Source organism: Xanthomonas bonasiae, from assembly GCF_014836395.1.
GTDB classification, from domain to species: Bacteria; Pseudomonadota; Gammaproteobacteria; order Xanthomonadales; family Xanthomonadaceae; genus Xanthomonas_A; species Xanthomonas_A bonasiae.
The window spans coordinates 97,845-112,497 of the sequence record NZ_JACSQX010000007.1; the positions used below are offsets into that span (position 1 = coordinate 97,845).

14 protein-coding genes are annotated in these 14,653 nt (G+C 70.3%); 8 read left to right on the plus strand and 6 right to left on the minus strand.

Features of this window, described 5'->3' with window-relative positions; translation table 11 throughout:
• Positions 1 to 72 precede the first annotated feature (72 nt).
• From dapE to map, 6 genes are all read right to left on the minus strand, one after another.
• Positions 73 to 1,200 (minus strand): succinyl-diaminopimelate desuccinylase, encoded by a 1,128-nt coding sequence (gene dapE / locus H9658_RS12660; protein ID WP_191825602.1) that lies wholly within the window; start codon positions 1,198 to 1,200, stop codon positions 73 to 75.
• A 157-nt stretch (positions 1,201 to 1,357) separates the two neighbouring features.
• The gene (locus H9658_RS12665) at positions 1,358 to 1,714 is read right to left on the minus strand and encodes an arsenate reductase (protein WP_179565853.1); all 357 of its coding nucleotides are present in this window, start codon (positions 1,712 to 1,714) and stop codon (positions 1,358 to 1,360) included.
• Between the two features lies 1 nt (position 1,715).
• Positions 1,716 to 2,129 carry a hypothetical protein gene (locus H9658_RS12670; RefSeq protein ID WP_318241341.1) on the minus strand — a complete coding sequence of 138 codons (414 nt, stop codon included), beginning with the start codon at positions 2,127 to 2,129 and terminating at the stop codon, positions 1,716 to 1,718.
• A 44-nt stretch (positions 2,130 to 2,173) separates the two neighbouring features.
• On the minus strand, positions 2,174 to 3,187 hold the full coding sequence (gene dapD, locus H9658_RS12675) for a 2,3,4,5-tetrahydropyridine-2,6-dicarboxylate N-succinyltransferase (RefSeq protein ID WP_191825603.1): 1,014 nt from the start codon (positions 3,185 to 3,187) through the stop codon (positions 2,174 to 2,176).
• The gene (locus H9658_RS12680; RefSeq protein WP_191825762.1) at positions 3,187 to 5,793 is read right to left on the minus strand and encodes a [protein-PII] uridylyltransferase; all 2,607 of its coding nucleotides are present in this window, start codon (positions 5,791 to 5,793) and stop codon (positions 3,187 to 3,189) included. Before H9658_RS12680 ends, dapD begins: the two co-directional genes overlap by 1 nt.
• Before the next feature lie 29 nt (positions 5,794 to 5,822).
• The gene (gene map / locus H9658_RS12685; RefSeq protein ID WP_225209945.1) at positions 5,823 to 6,599 is read right to left on the minus strand and encodes a type I methionyl aminopeptidase; all 777 of its coding nucleotides are present in this window, start codon (positions 6,597 to 6,599) and stop codon (positions 5,823 to 5,825) included.
• A 226-nt stretch (positions 6,600 to 6,825) separates the two neighbouring features.
• Between map and H9658_RS12690 the strand changes: the two genes are divergently transcribed.
• From H9658_RS12690 to tsf, 8 genes are all read left to right on the plus strand, one after another.
• A complete protein-coding gene (locus H9658_RS12690; RefSeq protein WP_191825604.1) occupies positions 6,826 to 7,329 on the plus strand; it encodes a Csu type fimbrial protein in 504 nt (167 codons plus the stop codon).
• Positions 7,330 to 7,341: 12 nt separating this feature from the next.
• Positions 7,342 to 8,079 carry a fimbrial biogenesis chaperone gene (locus H9658_RS12695; protein WP_191825605.1) on the plus strand — a complete coding sequence of 246 codons (738 nt, stop codon included), beginning with the start codon at positions 7,342 to 7,344 and terminating at the stop codon, positions 8,077 to 8,079.
• Positions 8,033 to 10,396, plus strand: coding sequence for a fimbria/pilus outer membrane usher protein (locus tag H9658_RS12700; protein WP_191825606.1), 2,364 nt, complete (start codon positions 8,033 to 8,035; stop codon positions 10,394 to 10,396). The genes H9658_RS12695 and H9658_RS12700 overlap by 47 nt, the downstream gene beginning before the upstream one ends.
• On the plus strand, positions 10,393 to 11,409 hold the full coding sequence (locus H9658_RS12705; RefSeq protein WP_191825607.1) for a Csu type fimbrial protein: 1,017 nt from the start codon (positions 10,393 to 10,395) through the stop codon (positions 11,407 to 11,409). The genes H9658_RS12700 and H9658_RS12705 overlap by 4 nt, the downstream gene beginning before the upstream one ends.
• A gap of 82 nt (positions 11,410 to 11,491) precedes the next feature.
• A complete protein-coding gene (locus H9658_RS12710) occupies positions 11,492 to 11,809 on the plus strand; it encodes a hypothetical protein (RefSeq protein WP_185822788.1) in 318 nt (105 codons plus the stop codon).
• A complete protein-coding gene (locus H9658_RS12715) occupies positions 11,810 to 12,520 on the plus strand; it encodes a fimbrial biogenesis chaperone (RefSeq protein WP_191825608.1) in 711 nt (236 codons plus the stop codon).
• A 281-nt stretch (positions 12,521 to 12,801) separates the two neighbouring features.
• The gene (rpsB, locus tag H9658_RS12720; protein WP_191825609.1) at positions 12,802 to 13,605 is read left to right on the plus strand and encodes a 30S ribosomal protein S2; all 804 of its coding nucleotides are present in this window, start codon (positions 12,802 to 12,804) and stop codon (positions 13,603 to 13,605) included.
• 148 nt (positions 13,606 to 13,753) lie between these two features.
• On the plus strand, positions 13,754 to 14,632 hold the full coding sequence (gene tsf / locus H9658_RS12725) for a translation elongation factor Ts (RefSeq protein ID WP_191825610.1): 879 nt from the start codon (positions 13,754 to 13,756) through the stop codon (positions 14,630 to 14,632).
• Positions 14,633 to 14,653: the final 21 nt, after the last annotated feature.

A 14,653-nucleotide genomic window follows, 5' to 3' on the forward strand; every position in this document is an offset into this window, starting at 1 on the left:
CGTGGATCGGGCGGAGGGCGGACAGCGAGGTCATGCGGCGAACGTAACCCGGCTAGCGCAACGGCGCAACTGTTACGACAGCAACCGTTCGATCAGGCGCAGGTACAGCGCCGGCAGCGCCTCCAGGTCGGCGACGCGCACATGCTCGTCCACCTGGTGGATGCTGGCGTTGACCGGACCGACCTCGATGCATTGCGCGCCCAGCGGCGCGATGAAGCGCGCATCGGAGGTGCCGCCGCCGGTACTCTCCTCTGGCGCCGCGCCGGCGAAGTCGCCCAGCACTTCGCGCGCGACGCTGCGCAGGCGCCCTTCCGGGGTGTAGAACGGCTCGCCGCTGCGGTGCCAGCGCAGCGTGTAGTCCAGGCCGTGGCGGTCGAGCAGCGCGGCGATCTCCGCTTCCAGCCGCGGCGCGTCCCAGTGCGGGTTGTAGCGCAGGTTGAAGGCCACCTGCAGGTCGCCGGGGATCACGTTGTTGGCGCCGGTGCCGGCATGCACGTTGGAGATCTGCAGGCTGGTCGGCGGGAAGCTTTCGTAGCCGTCGTCCCAATGCCGCGCGACCAGCTCGGCCAGCGCCGGTGCGGCCAGGTGAATCGGATTGCGCGCCTTGTGCGGATAGGCCACATGGCCCTGCACGCCCTGCACCGCAAGCGTGGCGGACAGGCTGCCGCGGCGGCCGACGCGCAGCAGGTCGCCGAGCCGTTCGGTGGAGGACGGTTCGCCGGTGATGCACCAGTCGATGCGCTCGCCGCGCGCGCGGAAGGTCTCGGCGACCTTGCGCACGCCATCCAGCGCGTCGCCTTCCTCGTCGGAGGTCAGCAGCAATGCCAGTGTGCCGGGATGCTGCGGATGCGCGGCGGCGAACCGTTCGGCGGCGACCACGAACGCGGCCACCCCGCTCTTCATGTCGGCGGCGCCGCGTCCGTACAGCACACCGTCGCGGATCTGCGGCACGAACGGATCGCTGGCCCAGGCCTCGCGCGGCCCCGGCGGCACCACGTCGGTATGGCCGAGCAGCGCCAGCACCGGCGCGCCGCTGCCGTGCGTGGCCCACAGGTTGTCGACCTGGCCGAAACGCAGCCGTTCGATGGCGAAGCCGGCACGCGCCAGCCGCTGCGCGATCAGGTCCTGGCAGCCGGCGTCGTCGGGCGTGACCGACGGGCGGGCGATCAGGTCGCAGGTGAGGTCAACGACGTCGGTCATGGCGGGGAATCACTGTAGGAGCGGCTTCAGCCGCGACAAGATGCAAGAGTGTCACGCACGCCATCCATTGCGAACGATCCAGGTCCGATGGGGTTCTGACGTCACGGTCGCGGCGGAAGCCGCTCCTACAGGGAGCGCAACTGCGCGCGACCGACGCTCAGCCCACGCCGAAGCGCTGCTTGAAGCCGTTGTCCGAGAATCCCTGGCTGAGCTGGCCGTCGTCGGTGACCACCAGCGGCCGCCGGATCAGCTGCGGGTATTCGCGCAGCAGCAGTTTCCATTCGGCGTCGGACCCCGGCGTTTTCTTGTTGTCCGGCAGCTGCCGCCAGGTGGTCGAGGATTTGTTGATCAGCGCATCGAAGCCGCCGGCCTTGCCGGCCCACTCGACCAGGGTCTCCGGGCTCGGCTTGTGTTCGCGGTAATCGACGAACGCATAGGCCACGCCGAAGCGGTCCAGCCACTTGGTCGCCTTCTTGCAGGTATCGCAGTTCTTCAGTCCGTACAGCGTGGTCATGTCATGGAGTTCCTGTGGTTGCGCGGCGCGCATCGGCGCGCGCCATCAGGCCTGCGGCAAGCAGTTCGGGCGACTGCCCGCGGGCAGGCAAGAAGATCACCGGTGCATCCGCGGCCTGCACCCGCAGCGCCAGGCGCACCGGCGGAATCAGCCAGGCCGGCTCGACCGCGCGCAGCTCGCGCAGGTCGATGCGCTGCCGCTGCCCCTGGCGCTCGACCAGCAAGGCATCGCCGGCGTCGTAGACCTGCGCCCAGCGCGCCGGTTGCCGCAGCCAACGCAGGGCCATCGCCACCACCAGCGCCGGCACGATCCAATGCCACGGCCCGCCGGTCGGAACCGTAGGGTCGCGGGTCAGCACGCCGACCGTGTAGAGCACGACCCAGCCCAGCCAGAACGCCGGGATGCCCCGCCCCACGCGGCCCGGGAGAGGATGCCGTGGGCGCGCGCCCGGTTGCGTGCTCAATCGGCCAGGCCGCGCAGCAGGTCGTTGACGCTGGTCTTGCTGCGGGTCTTGGCATCGACCTGCTTGACGATCACCGCGCAGTACAGCGAGTGCGAGCCGTCCTTGGACGGCAGCTGGCCGGACACCACCACGCTGTACGGCGGCACGTAGCCGTAGGAGACCTCGCCGGTGGCGCGGTTGTAGATGCGCGTGCTCTGGCCGATGAACACGCCCATGCCGATCACGCTGTGGTGGCCGACCACCACGCCTTCCACCACTTCCGAACGCGCGCCGATGAAGCAGTGGTCCTCGATGATGGTCGGGCTGGCCTGCAGCGGCTCGAGCACGCCGCCGATGCCGGCGCCGCCGGACAGGTGGCAGTGCTTGCCGATCTGCGCGCACGACCCCACCGTGGCCCAGGTATCGACCATGGTGCCCTCGCCCACGTGCGCGCCGATGTTGGTGAAGCTCGGCATCAGCACCACGTCCTTGCCGAAGTAGCTGCCGCGGCGCGCGATCGCGCCCGGTACCACGCGCACGCCGGCCTTGCGGAACTCGGCCTCGTGGTAACCGGCGAAGCGCGACTCGACCTTGTCCCAGAACGGCGCCGGCTGCGCCTCGACCACGGCCATCTCGTTGACCCGGAAATACAGCAGCACCGCCTTCTTCAGCCACTCGTTGACCTTCCAGCCGCCGTGCCCGTCGGGCTCGGCGACGCGGAACTCGCCGCTTTCCAGGCCATCGATGACGCGGTTGACCACCGGCCGGGTCGAGCCTTCGATCTCGTCCAGGGTCAGGGCGGCACGGCGCTCGAAGGCGCTGTCGATGGTGAACTTCAGTTCGTCGGCGCTGGGGCCGGCAGCCGGCTTGGAACGCACCGGCTTGGCCGGCGATTTCGGCGCGGCCACCGGCTTGGCGGCGGCGCCGGGGGGGGCGGGCTTCCTGGCCGCGGCCTTCTTCGCGGCGGTCTTGCTGGCGGCGGCGGTCTTGGCAGCAGGCTTGTTGGCGGCGGCAGGCTTCTTGGTGGCCATTAGCGGGATTCTCCAGGCGGGGTATCGGGGTCCAGACAGGCCTGCAGTGCGGCGTGCAGCGCCTGGCGGGAGGAATCGGGCAACGGCAGGTTGTGCTCGTCGGTGATCTGGAACACGTCCTCGGCGCGCTCGCCGAAGGTGGCGATGCGCGCGTCGTGCACGCGCAGCTGCTGGCGGCGCAGCACCTGCGCCACGTTCGACAGCAGCCCGGGCCGGTCCGGCGCGACCAGGCTCAGGCGGGTGCGGCGGCCGTCCACGCTCTCGCGGAATTCGATGCGCGGGGCGAAGCGGAAATGCCGCAGCTGGCGCGGCACCACGCGCCGCGCCGGGCGCAGCCGGGTCAGGTCGCCGGACAGCGCCTCGCGCAGCGCCGCTTCCAGCTGCGCGGTGTCGCCGCTGGCGAAGGCATCGGCCGGCATCACCTCGAAGGTATCGAAGATCGCCTCGTGCGGCGCGTCGAGCACGCGCGCGCGGTGGATGCCGTAGCCGAGCCGGTCCAGGGTCATCACGATCGCGGCGAACAGGCCGTCGCGGTCGGGCGAATAGACGAACACTTCCAGCGCGTCGTCGTCCGGGGTGACCGGGCGCACCTTGACCAGGGTGCCGCCCAGTTCCACTTCCATCAGCGAGCTCGCCTGCCAGGCCAGCTGTTCGGGGCGGAAGCGCAGGAAGCTCTCGTCCGGCATGCCGGCGAACTGGCGGTCGATGACCGCGTCGTCGTGACCCTGGATGTGCATCAGCGCGCGGGTCGCCTCGCGCGCCTCCTGCACCCGCTCGGCGAACGGGCGCGGATGCTCCAGACCATCGCGCAGCGCGCGCCGCGCGGCGAAGTACAGGTCGGCCAGCAGCCGGTCCTTCCACGCGTTCCACAGCTTGGGGCTGGTGCCGGCGATGTCGGCGCAGGTCAGCAGGTACAGATAGTCCAGGCGCTCGCGGTCGCCGACCAGGGTGGCGAAGCGGTGGATCACGTCCGCATCGGAGATGTCCTGCTTCTGCGCGGTCACCGACATGCGCAGGTGCTGCTCGACCAGCCACACCACCAGGTCGGTATCGGCCGCACTGAGTCCGTGGCCGGCGCAGAACGCGCGCGCATCCACCGCGCCGAGTTCGGAATGGTCGCCGCCGCGGCCCTTGGCGATGTCGTGGAACAGCCCGGCCAGCAGCAGCAGCTCCGGCTTGCGCAGCCGCGGCCACACCTCGTGCGCGATCGAGAAACGGTCGTCGGCGCGGGCGCTGGCGAACACCGCGATGTTCTTCAGCACCATCAGCGTGTGCTGGTCCACCGTGTACACATGGAACAGGTCGAACTGCATACGCCCGGAGACCTGCGCGAACGCCGGGATCCATTGCCCGAGCACGCCCAGCCGCGCCATCCGGGTCAGCGTCTGCACCGCGCGCGGACCGCGCAGCAGCGCCAGGAACCGCTCGCGCGCCAGCGCGCTGGCGCTGCCGTAAGCGGGCAACTGCGGCAGCGCTTCGGCCAGCGCGCGCGCGGTCAGCGAATGCAGGCCGCGCACCTCGCCATGCGCGGCCCAGATCGCGAACAGCGCGAACACCTGCACCGGATCGGCCTGCGGCCAGGTCTCGGCATCGGCGGCCAGGTAGCCGCGGCGCAGCGAGAAGCCGGCGCCCAGCGGCTGCGGCTGCGCCTCGCCGTCGAACTGTTCCTCGAAGCGCTGCAGCAGGCGATCGCTGAGCCGGCGCACGATCGCCGCGCTGCGGTAGAAGCGCTGCATCATCTTCTCCACGCCCAGGCTCTCGGCGTCGTCGGAGAAGCCCAGCCGCTGCGCCAGAGTCTTCTGGTAGTCGAAGCGCAGGCGCTCCTCCGGGCGGTTGGCGACCAGGTGCAGCCCGTAGCGCAAGCGCGCCAGCTCGCGGCGCTCGCGGCGCAGCGCCGCGGCTTCGTCGCTGCCGACGTGGCCGAGTCCGACCAGCGCCTCCAGGTCGCGCACGCCGAACGCACGCAACGCCATCCAGCCAAGCGTGTGCAGGTCGCGCAGGCCGCCCGGACCGTCCTTGATGTCCGGCTCCAGGTTGTCGGCGGTGTCGCCGAAACGCTGGTGGCGGGTCTGCAGTTCCTCGCGCTTGGCCAGGAAGAACGCGCGCGGCGTCCACACCTGCTGCGGCGCGATCGCCGCGGCCAGCGCCGCCCGCGCGGCCGCATCGGCGAGCAGCGGGCGCGCCTCGATCAGCGCGGTCAGCACGGTCTGGTCGGCGCAGGCGGTGGTGCATTGCGCGGCCGAACGCACCGCATGGCTGACCGGCACGCCGGCATCCCAGAGCAGCGCGAACAGCCGCGCCAGCGCCTGCTCGTGGGCGCGCTGGCGCTCGGGTTCGCCGAACACCAGCAGGTCGATGTCCGAGCGCGGAAACAGCTCGCCGCGGCCGTAGCCGCCGACCGCGTACAGCGCCAGCCCGGCATCGCGCGGCAGGCAGCGGTTCCAGGCATGCTTGATCAGTTGGTCCAGCGCGCGCGCGCGCAGCGCCAGCAGGCGGTCGATGTCGTCGCCCTGGTCGAAGCGCTTGCACAGCCGCGCGTCGGCCTGGACCAGCAGCTGCCGGGCCGCCGCGGCCCACTCGGCATCGTCGGCGGCCGCGTCGGGCATGCCGGCATCGGTACCGGCCGGCAACAGGCTCACGGCTCGCCGAGGCCGCCGGGCGACAGGGTCAGCACTTCCACGCCGTCCTCGGTGACCGCGATCATGTGCTCCCACTGGGCCGACAGCTTGCGGTCCTTGGTCACCACGGTCCAGCCGTCCGGCAGCACGCGGGTATGGCGCGCGCCTTCGTTGATCATCGGCTCGATGGTGAAGGTCATGCCCTGCTTCAGCACCAGGCCTTCGCCGGGGCGGCCGTAATGCAGCACCTGCGGCTCGTCGTGGTAGACCTTGCCGATGCCGTGGCCGCAGTACTCGCGCACCACGCTGAAACGCTCGCCTTCGGCGTACTGCTGGATCGCGTGGCCGACGTCGCCGAGCGTGGCGCCCGGGCGCACCGCGCGGATGCCGCGCCACATCGCCTCGTAGGTGGCCTCGACCAGCCGCCGCGCCATCACCGACGGAGTGCCGACGTAGTACATGCGGCTGGTGTCGCCATGCCAGCCGTCCTTGATCACGGTGACGTCGATATTGACGATGTCGCCGTCCTTCAGGACCTTGCTGTCGCTGGGGATGCCGTGGCAGATCACGTTGTTCACCGAGCTGCATACCGTCTTCGGGTAGCCGCGGTAGCCGACGTTGGCCGGCACCGCCTGCTGCACGTTGACGATGTGGTCGTGGCAGATGCGGTCAAGCTCGGCCGTGGTGACACCGGGCTTCACATGCGGCCCGATAATGTCGAGCACTTCGGCGGCCAGGCGGCCGGCGATGCGCATCTTCTCGATGTCCTGGGGAGTTTTCAGATTGACGGTCATACCCGCCATTATCGCTCATTCGGGGCTTTCCTGAACGCGCCCGTGCGTACTGCCGGTTTTTCGGCACCGGGCTGCCGCCCCACCGTCTTCACAAACTTCAACCCGCGAAATCGGGGTTGTCATCAAAACCGAAAACTAGATGCACATCCAGAAATATGTGCACTGGCCCACACTTTGCATTGGCTCGGGCACCGACGGACTCCGTCATTCCGAAGAGCCTCACCTCATGCAAGCATTCCACCGTGCACTCGCCATCACCGCCTTGCTGGCCGCCGGGACCGGCGTGGCTTACGCCCAGACCGACTCGCGCACCTTCAACGTCAAGATCCAGATCACCAGCGTCTGCGACATCCAGACCGCCCCGACCGACGTCGATTTCGGCAGCGTCAACTCCACCCAGACCTCGATCAACAGCACCGGCACGTTGAACGTGCGCTGCACCTCGGGCACCCCGTACAACATCGCGCTCAACGCCGGCAGCGGCTCCGGCGCGACGGTGACCTCGCGCACCATGGGCAGCGCCGATGCGGGCAATACCGCACGCGTGCCGTACGCCCTGTACCGCAACTCGGCGCGTACCCAGAACTGGGGTTCGACCATCGGCAGCGACACCCAGGCCGGCACCGGCAATGGCGCGGTGCAACCGCTCGTCGTCTATGGCCAGGTCGCCAGCACCAACTACCCCGCCGGCGCGTACAGCGACGTCGTCACCGCCACCGTCACCTGGTAACCGGAGCGCTCCATGTCCCTGCACCGAATCCTTTCGTTGCGCCTGCCGATCGCCGCCGCGCTGTGGCTGGCGGCGATCCTGGCGGCCGATGCCGCCAGCCTGCAGGTCGCACCGACCTCGGTGCAGCTGACCGCGGAACAGTCGGCGCAGGGCCTGTGGCTGAGCAACAGCGGCGATACGCCGCTGCAGGCGCAGGTGCGGGTGTTCCGCTGGCGCCAGCAGGACGGCGAGGACCTGCTCGACCCCAGCGACAGGATCGCGATCAGCCCGCCGATGCTGGAACTGGCGCCGCACTCGCGGCAACTGGTGCGCATCATCCGCCTGGACGATGCGCCCAGGACCACCGAGGAGACCTATCGGGTCCTGGTCGACGAACTGCCGTCGGCAGACGCCACGGCCAGCGCGTCCGGCCTGCAGTTCGTGCTGCGCTACTCGGTGCCCATCTTCGTCAAGCCCGCGGCCGCCGCGGCCCCCGCGCTGCAGGCACGGCTGATCCGCGACGCCGCCGCACCGGCCCTGGAGGTCGTCAACCGGGGCAGCCAGCACGCGCAGCTGGTGGACCTGCATTTCGTCGCCAGCGACGGCACCCGTGCCGCGATCGCCGACGGCCTGGCCGGCTACGTGCTGCCGGGCCAACACAAGCGCTGGCCGCTCCCTCCTGCGCTGGTACGTGCCGACGGCACGTTCAAGGCCACGATCAACGGTGAGCCCATTGCTCAGTCGCTCGCGCTGGACGCACAGGCTCCTTGAGCTGCTGCTGGCGCTGTGGGCAAGCGCCGCGCAGCTCGCCGCCGCCCAGCCTGGCGGCCCGCCGCCGGACCGGGAAACGCTGTATCTGGAGGTCACCCTGAACGAAACCCGCAAGCCCGGGCTGTTCCGCTTCCAGCGCGACGGCGCGCGCATGCTCGCCGATGCGGCCACGCTGCGTCAGCTGGGCCTGCGCATCGACGCCGACACCGACACCGCGGCGATCGCCCTGGAAGACCTGGACGGGGTGCGCTATCGCTACGACGCCGGCCTGCAGCAACTGGCGATCGATGCGCCGGTGGCGCTGCTCGACGTGCCGCTGACCCGCATCGACGCGCAGGACAGCGGCCCGGCGCTGCCGGCGACCAGTTCGCCCGGCGCCCTGCTCGACTACGACGTGTACGCCAGCCGCCAGGGCAGCGCCAGCAACCTCACCACCAGCGGCGAATTGCGCGCCTTCGGCCTGGGCGGCGGCCTGTTCGGCCAAGCCATGTTCCGACAATCCTTCGTCGCCCGCCTCTACCGCGAGCCGCAGCGCGACTGGCGCAGCCAGGCGATCCGCCTGGACACGCAGTGGCAGTGGTCGCTGCCCGACCGCATGACCAGCGTGGTGCTCGGCGACACGCTCAGCAGCAGCACCAGCTGGAGCCGCACGCTGCGCCTGGGCGGCGTGCGCGTGGGCCGCGATTTCGGCCTGCAGCCGTACCGCGTGACCACCCCGCTGCCGGAATTCCTCGGCGAGGTGACCGTACCCTCGAGCGTGGACCTGTACGTCAACGGCATCCGCCAGTACGGCTCGGAGTTGCCGGCCGGACCGTTCCAGCTGTCGGCGGCGCCCGGCGTGGACGGCGCCGGCAACGCGCAGCTGGTGATCACCGACGCCTACGGCCGCAGCCGGTCGGTCGAATTCCCGTTCTATGCCACCCAGGACCTGCTGGCCGATGGCCTGGACGACTGGTCGCTGGCGCTGGGCCGGGTCCGCGAAGGCTATGGCAGCGACGCCTTCGCCTATGCCGGCGACACGGTCGGCAGCGCCAGCTGGCGCCGCGGCCTCAGCGCCGGCTTCACCGCCGAGGCCCATGCCGAGGCCGGTGCCGGCATCCGCAACGCCGGCGCCGGCGGCATCTGGCTGCTGCCGCGGGCCGGGGTGGTCGGTGCATCGCTGGCGCACAGCCAGGGCAATGGCCTGAGCGGCCGCCAGTACGCGCTCAGCTACCGCTGGAACAACGGCCGCTTCAACGTCTCGGTGGATACCCAGCGCGCGCAGCGCGGCTATCGCGACGTGGCCTCGCAGTACGGCGCGCCGCCGCCGCGGATCAGCGAACGCGCGCTGGCCGGCGTCAATTGGGATCAGGTGGGCAACGTGTCGATGAGCTATGTGCGCTTGGCCTACCCGGACAGCGGCGACGTGCGCTATGCCAGCCTGTTCTGGACCCGCACGCTGCCGTGGCAGTCCTCGCTGAACCTGAGCGTCAACCAGAATCTGGACCAGGCCAGCGATCGCAGCGTGTACCTGGGCTGGTCGATCGCGCTCAGCGGCGCGCGCCAGGCCAGCGTCGCGCTGCAGCGGGTCGGCGAGCGCATGAGCGTGGCGGCCGATCTCAGCCGCTCGGCCGCCGCCGACGGCGGCAGCGGCTGGCGGCTGCAGGCGCGCAGCGGCCAGGACAGCGCCGGCGGCCTGGCCGAGGCCACCTGGCGGCGCGACACCGCACGCTATGCCGCGGGCCTGGCCAGCTACGGCGGCCAGGCCTACGGCTATGCCGAAGCCTCCGGCGGCCTGGCCTGGATCGGCGGCGGCTGGTTCCCCAGCCGCGATCTGGACCAGGCCTTCGCCCTGGTCTCCACCGGCGGCATCGCCGACGTGCCGGTGCTGCTGGAAAACCGCCCGATCGGGGTCACCGACGCGCGCGGCTTCCTGCTGATCACGCCGCTGATGGGCTGGCAGCACAACCAGGTGTCGATCGATCCAATGCGCCTGCCGCCGCAGATGCGTCCGGAGCGGGTCGACCAGATCGTGGTGCCGCGCGACCGCACCGGCGTGGTGGTGGACTTCCCGATCCGCAGCAGCGACGGCGTCCTGGTGCAGTTGCACGATGCGCGCGACGCGCCGCTGCCGGTCGGCAGCCGGGTGCGCGGCCCGGGCATCGCCGCGGTGGTCGGCTACGACGGCGAGGCCTACCTGGAAGGGCTGAAGCCCGGCCGCAACGAACTGGAGGTGGACATGGCCGCGGGCAGCTGCAGGGTCACGATCGAACACACGCCGCAACGGCGCCCGGCCCGCCTGGGACTGCTGCGCTGCAGCGCAGAGCCGGCGCCGTGACCCGCGGCGCATGGCAGTGCGGCGCCTTGCTGGCGCTGGCCGTGGCGCTGGCGCCCGCGCCGGCCGCCGCCGCCACCACCTGCACGGCGGTGACCACCGCGCTGGATTTCGGCAACGTCTCGGCCAGCGCGGCGACCGACAGCAGCGCGCAGATCACGGTCACCTGCCAGACCGGCGCGCTCAGCATCCTGGGCACGATCTATGTGCGCATGTGCCTGAACATCGGCGAGGGCGCGCAAGGCGGCGGCCTGGGCATCGCGGCGCGGCGCATGCTCAACCCGCTCAGCGACAGCCTCGGCTTCCAGCTGTACCGCGACAGCGCCCGCAGCCTGATCTGGGGCAGCGCACTGAACGCCTCCACGCCGCTGCAGGTGGACCTGACCTATTCGTCGCTGCTGACCGGCGGCAGCGGCAGCGCCAGCTACACCATCTATGGACGCGTCCCGCTGCAGAGCGGCATCGCCACCGGGCTGTACCAGAACAGCTTCAGCGGGGTGTTCACCAATCTGCAATACCGCTACGACGAACCGCTGATCGGCACCCCGGCCAGCATGCCCGCCTCCTGCACCACCGGCGGCACCGGCGGCGCCACCGCGGCGCAGTTCCCGTTCGTGAGTTCGGCCAACGCGGCCACGCTGTGCACCATCGCCAGCATCGCCGACCTGGACTTCGGCAGCCAGTCCGGCCTGGTCGACAGCGCACTGAACTACACCACCGCGCTGAGCATGAACTGCCGCCGGCGCACCGCCTGGCAGGTCAGCCTGGACAACGGCCAGTACGCCAGCGGCAACATCCGGCGCATGCGCAATGCCGCAGGCCAGTACCTGCGCTACGAGCTGTACCGCGACGCGGCACGCAGCCAGCGCTGGGGCAGCACCCTGAACAGCGATACCCAGACCGGCACCGGGACCGGCAGCACCCAATCGCTGACCCTGTACGGCCAGGTGCCGGCCGCACAGACCCCGCCCCCGGGCAGCTACAGCGACGTGGTCAAGGTGACTGTGACCTACTGAGAGGTAAACGCCGGCGCGGACGCGGTAAAGTTGCTGCACGGCACGCCGTTATCTGTCGCATCCTCTTGGGAATACCACCATCATGACCGCCAGCCCGTTCATGCAATCGCTGCTGCTCGCTGGCCTATGCGCCGTCTGCGCGAGCGCGGCGGCGCAGAATCCCGGCGCGAACGAAAACACGGCGTTCCGGGTCGGCATCCGCCTGATGGGCAGCTGCGAGATCGACACCGCCGGCCGCAGCCAGCCGGGCGCGGCCGCCGCGCAGGTGGCCTGCAGCCGCCCGCTGCCCTACCAGGTCAACATCGATGGCACCGCCGCGCCCAACGCGCTGGCGCTGAGCCTGAGTCTGGCCGAAGGATTGCCGCGCCAGGATTCGCGCTACGCCACGGTCGCGTTCTAAGTGAGCGGCCGCTCTCGCGGTTGGATCGCCGGCCTGCTGCTGGCGCTGCTGCCGAGCCTGGCCGCGGCCGCCGGCGTGCGCATCAGCCCGACCATCGTGCAGATCCCGCCCGGCGCCCAGACCGCCGAGATCTGGTTGAGCAATACCCAGGACCGGACCTGGCAGGCGCAGGCCAAGCTGTACCGTTGGCACCAGGCCGAAGGCATGGAGCAATTGCAGGCGACCGACGACGTCCAGGTCAGCCCGCGCCTGATCGACATCCCCGCGCAGGGGCGGCAGCTGCTGCGGGTGGTGCGTACCGGGCCGGCCGCGACCGACGGCGAGCTCGCCTACCGCCTGGTGCTGGAAGAACGCCCGGACGCGGACGCAGCCGCCGATCCGCGCCTGCTGCTGCGCTATTCCACCCCGGTGTTCCTGTCCCCGCCCGGTACCGCACCGGCCGCCGCGCTCAGCGCCAGCCTGGTGGCCGGCGCCTACGGCCCCGAACTGCAGGTGCGCAACCGCGGCAAGGCGCACGCGCGGCTCAGCGACCTGAGCCACGTCGGCGCCGACGGGCGCCAGCTGACCCTGTTCCACAACCTGGCCGGCTACGTGCTGGCCGGGGAACAGAAGCGCTGGCCGTTGCCGGTCGAGTTCGGCACCGCGCGCGGCGGCCATTTCGCCGCCCGGCTCGACAACCAGGCCGAGCTGCAGCCGCTGCTGGCCGAATGACCCAGCCGGCGCGCATTTGCGCGCCGGGCCGCAGCCCGTTATAGTTCCGCTGCTTTGTTGCGCCCGCCAGGGCCAGCGAACCGTCAACGTCGGACGCACCGGCGAATACACACCTGCTGCCATCGCCCGTGCCGGGGTGCTCCGCGAGGAGTTCGGTCACGGAGGCTGCAGGGAGGCCCAACCCCGGAATCGTCGTGCACGCCGTCGCAGGCCTGCACGTCCATGCGCGGCTTCACCCTACTTGCCCGCGCACGGCCGGTTCCCCATCAGGAGTCACTGCAATGCCCCAAGTCACCATGCGTCAGATGCTGGAAGCCGGCGTCCACTTCGGCCACCAGACCCGCTACTGGAACCCCAAGATGGCGCCGTACATCTTCGGCGCGCGCGGCAAGATCCACATCATCAACCTCGAGAAGACGGTTCCGCTGTTCAACGACGCGATGAACTTCATCTCCAGCGTCGCGCAGAAGCGCGGCACCATCCTGTTCCTGGGCACCAAGCGCAGCGCCCGCGACTCGGTGAAGGAAGAAGCCGAGCGTTGCGGCCAGCCGTTCATGACCCAGCGCTGGCTGGGCGGCACGCTGACCAACTTCCGCACCGTCAAGCAGTCGGTGGCGCGCCTGAAGGAACTGGAAGCGGCCGAAACCGACGGCACCTTCGAAAAGCTGGTCAAGCACGAAGTGCTGACCCTGCGCCGCGAGCGCGAGAAGCTGCTGGCCTCGCTGGGCGGCATCAAGGAAATGAACCGCCTGCCCGACGCGCTGTTCGTCATCGACATCGGCCATGAAGACATCGCCATCAAGGAAGCCAAGAAGCTCGGCATCCCGGTGATCGCGGTGGTCGACACCAACTACAACCCGGAACTGGTGGACTACGCCATCCCGGGCAACGACGACGCCATCCGTGCCGTGCAGCTGTACGCCCGCGCCGCCGCCGACGCCGTGCTGGAAGGCAAGGCCGCCGCGCCGAACGCCGCCAGCGTGCGCGAGGAAGAGTTCAGCAGCGAAGCCGGCGACGACAAGGGCCGCGGCCCGCGCAAGAACGGCAAGAAGGCCGAAGAAGCCGCCGCTCCCGCCGCCGAGTAATCGGCGCGCCATGCGATTGCGCGAGCATGCGCAATCGCGACCCGGCGCGCGCTGCGCGCCCGGGTCCGCGGGCGCCGCAAGCGCCCGTTTCCCAGAATTCCCGGCCGGCCGCAAACCGGCCCTTTCCCACCTTTTGTGAGGTCACCCCGTGGAAATCACCGCTTCCCTGGTCAAGGAACTGCGCGAGCGCACCGGCGCCGGCATGATGGAATGCAAGAAGGCGCTCACCGAGAACGCCGGCCATATCGACAACGCCGCCGAGTGGCTGCGCAAGTCGGGCCTGGCCAAGGCCGACAAGAAGGCTGACCGCGTCGCCGCCGAAGGCCGCATCGCGATGGCCCAGGACGGCGGCAAGGCCGTGCTGGTCGAGATCAACTCCGAGACCGACTTCGTCGCCAAGGACAACAACTTCCTGGCCTTCACCGAAGCCGTGGCCCAGGCCGCGCTGAACTCCGGCGCCGCCGACGCCGAAGCGCTGAAGAGCGCCAAGCTGCCCGGCGGCGAGACCGTCGAGGAAGCCCGCGCCGCGGTCATCGCCAAGGTCGGCGAGAACGTGCAGGTGCGCCGCCTGGTGCGCATCGACAGCGCCAACAACGTCGCCGCCTACGTGCACGGCGGCCGCATCGGCGTGCTGGTCGAGGTCAAGGGTGGCGACATCGAGCTGGCCCGCGGCATCGCCATGCACATCGCGGCGATGAACCCGCCGCACGTGAAGGCGTCCGACGTCCCGGCCGACTTCGTCGCCAAGGAAAAGGAAATCGAGCTGGCCAAGATGTCGGAAAAGGACAAGGCCAAGCCGGCCGACATCCTGGAGAAGATCATCAGCGGCAAGATCGCCAAGATCGTCAACGAAGTCACCCTGTACGGCCAGCCCTACGTGCTGAACACCGACCAGAGCGTGGAGCAGGCGGTCAAGGCCGCCGGTGCCGACGTGGTCGGTTTCCAGCGTCTGGCCGTGGGCGAAGGCATCGAGAAGGTGGTGGAAGACTACGCCGCCGAAGTGATGAAGCAGGCCGGCCTGGCCTGAGTCCGGCCCGCCCGGAGAAAA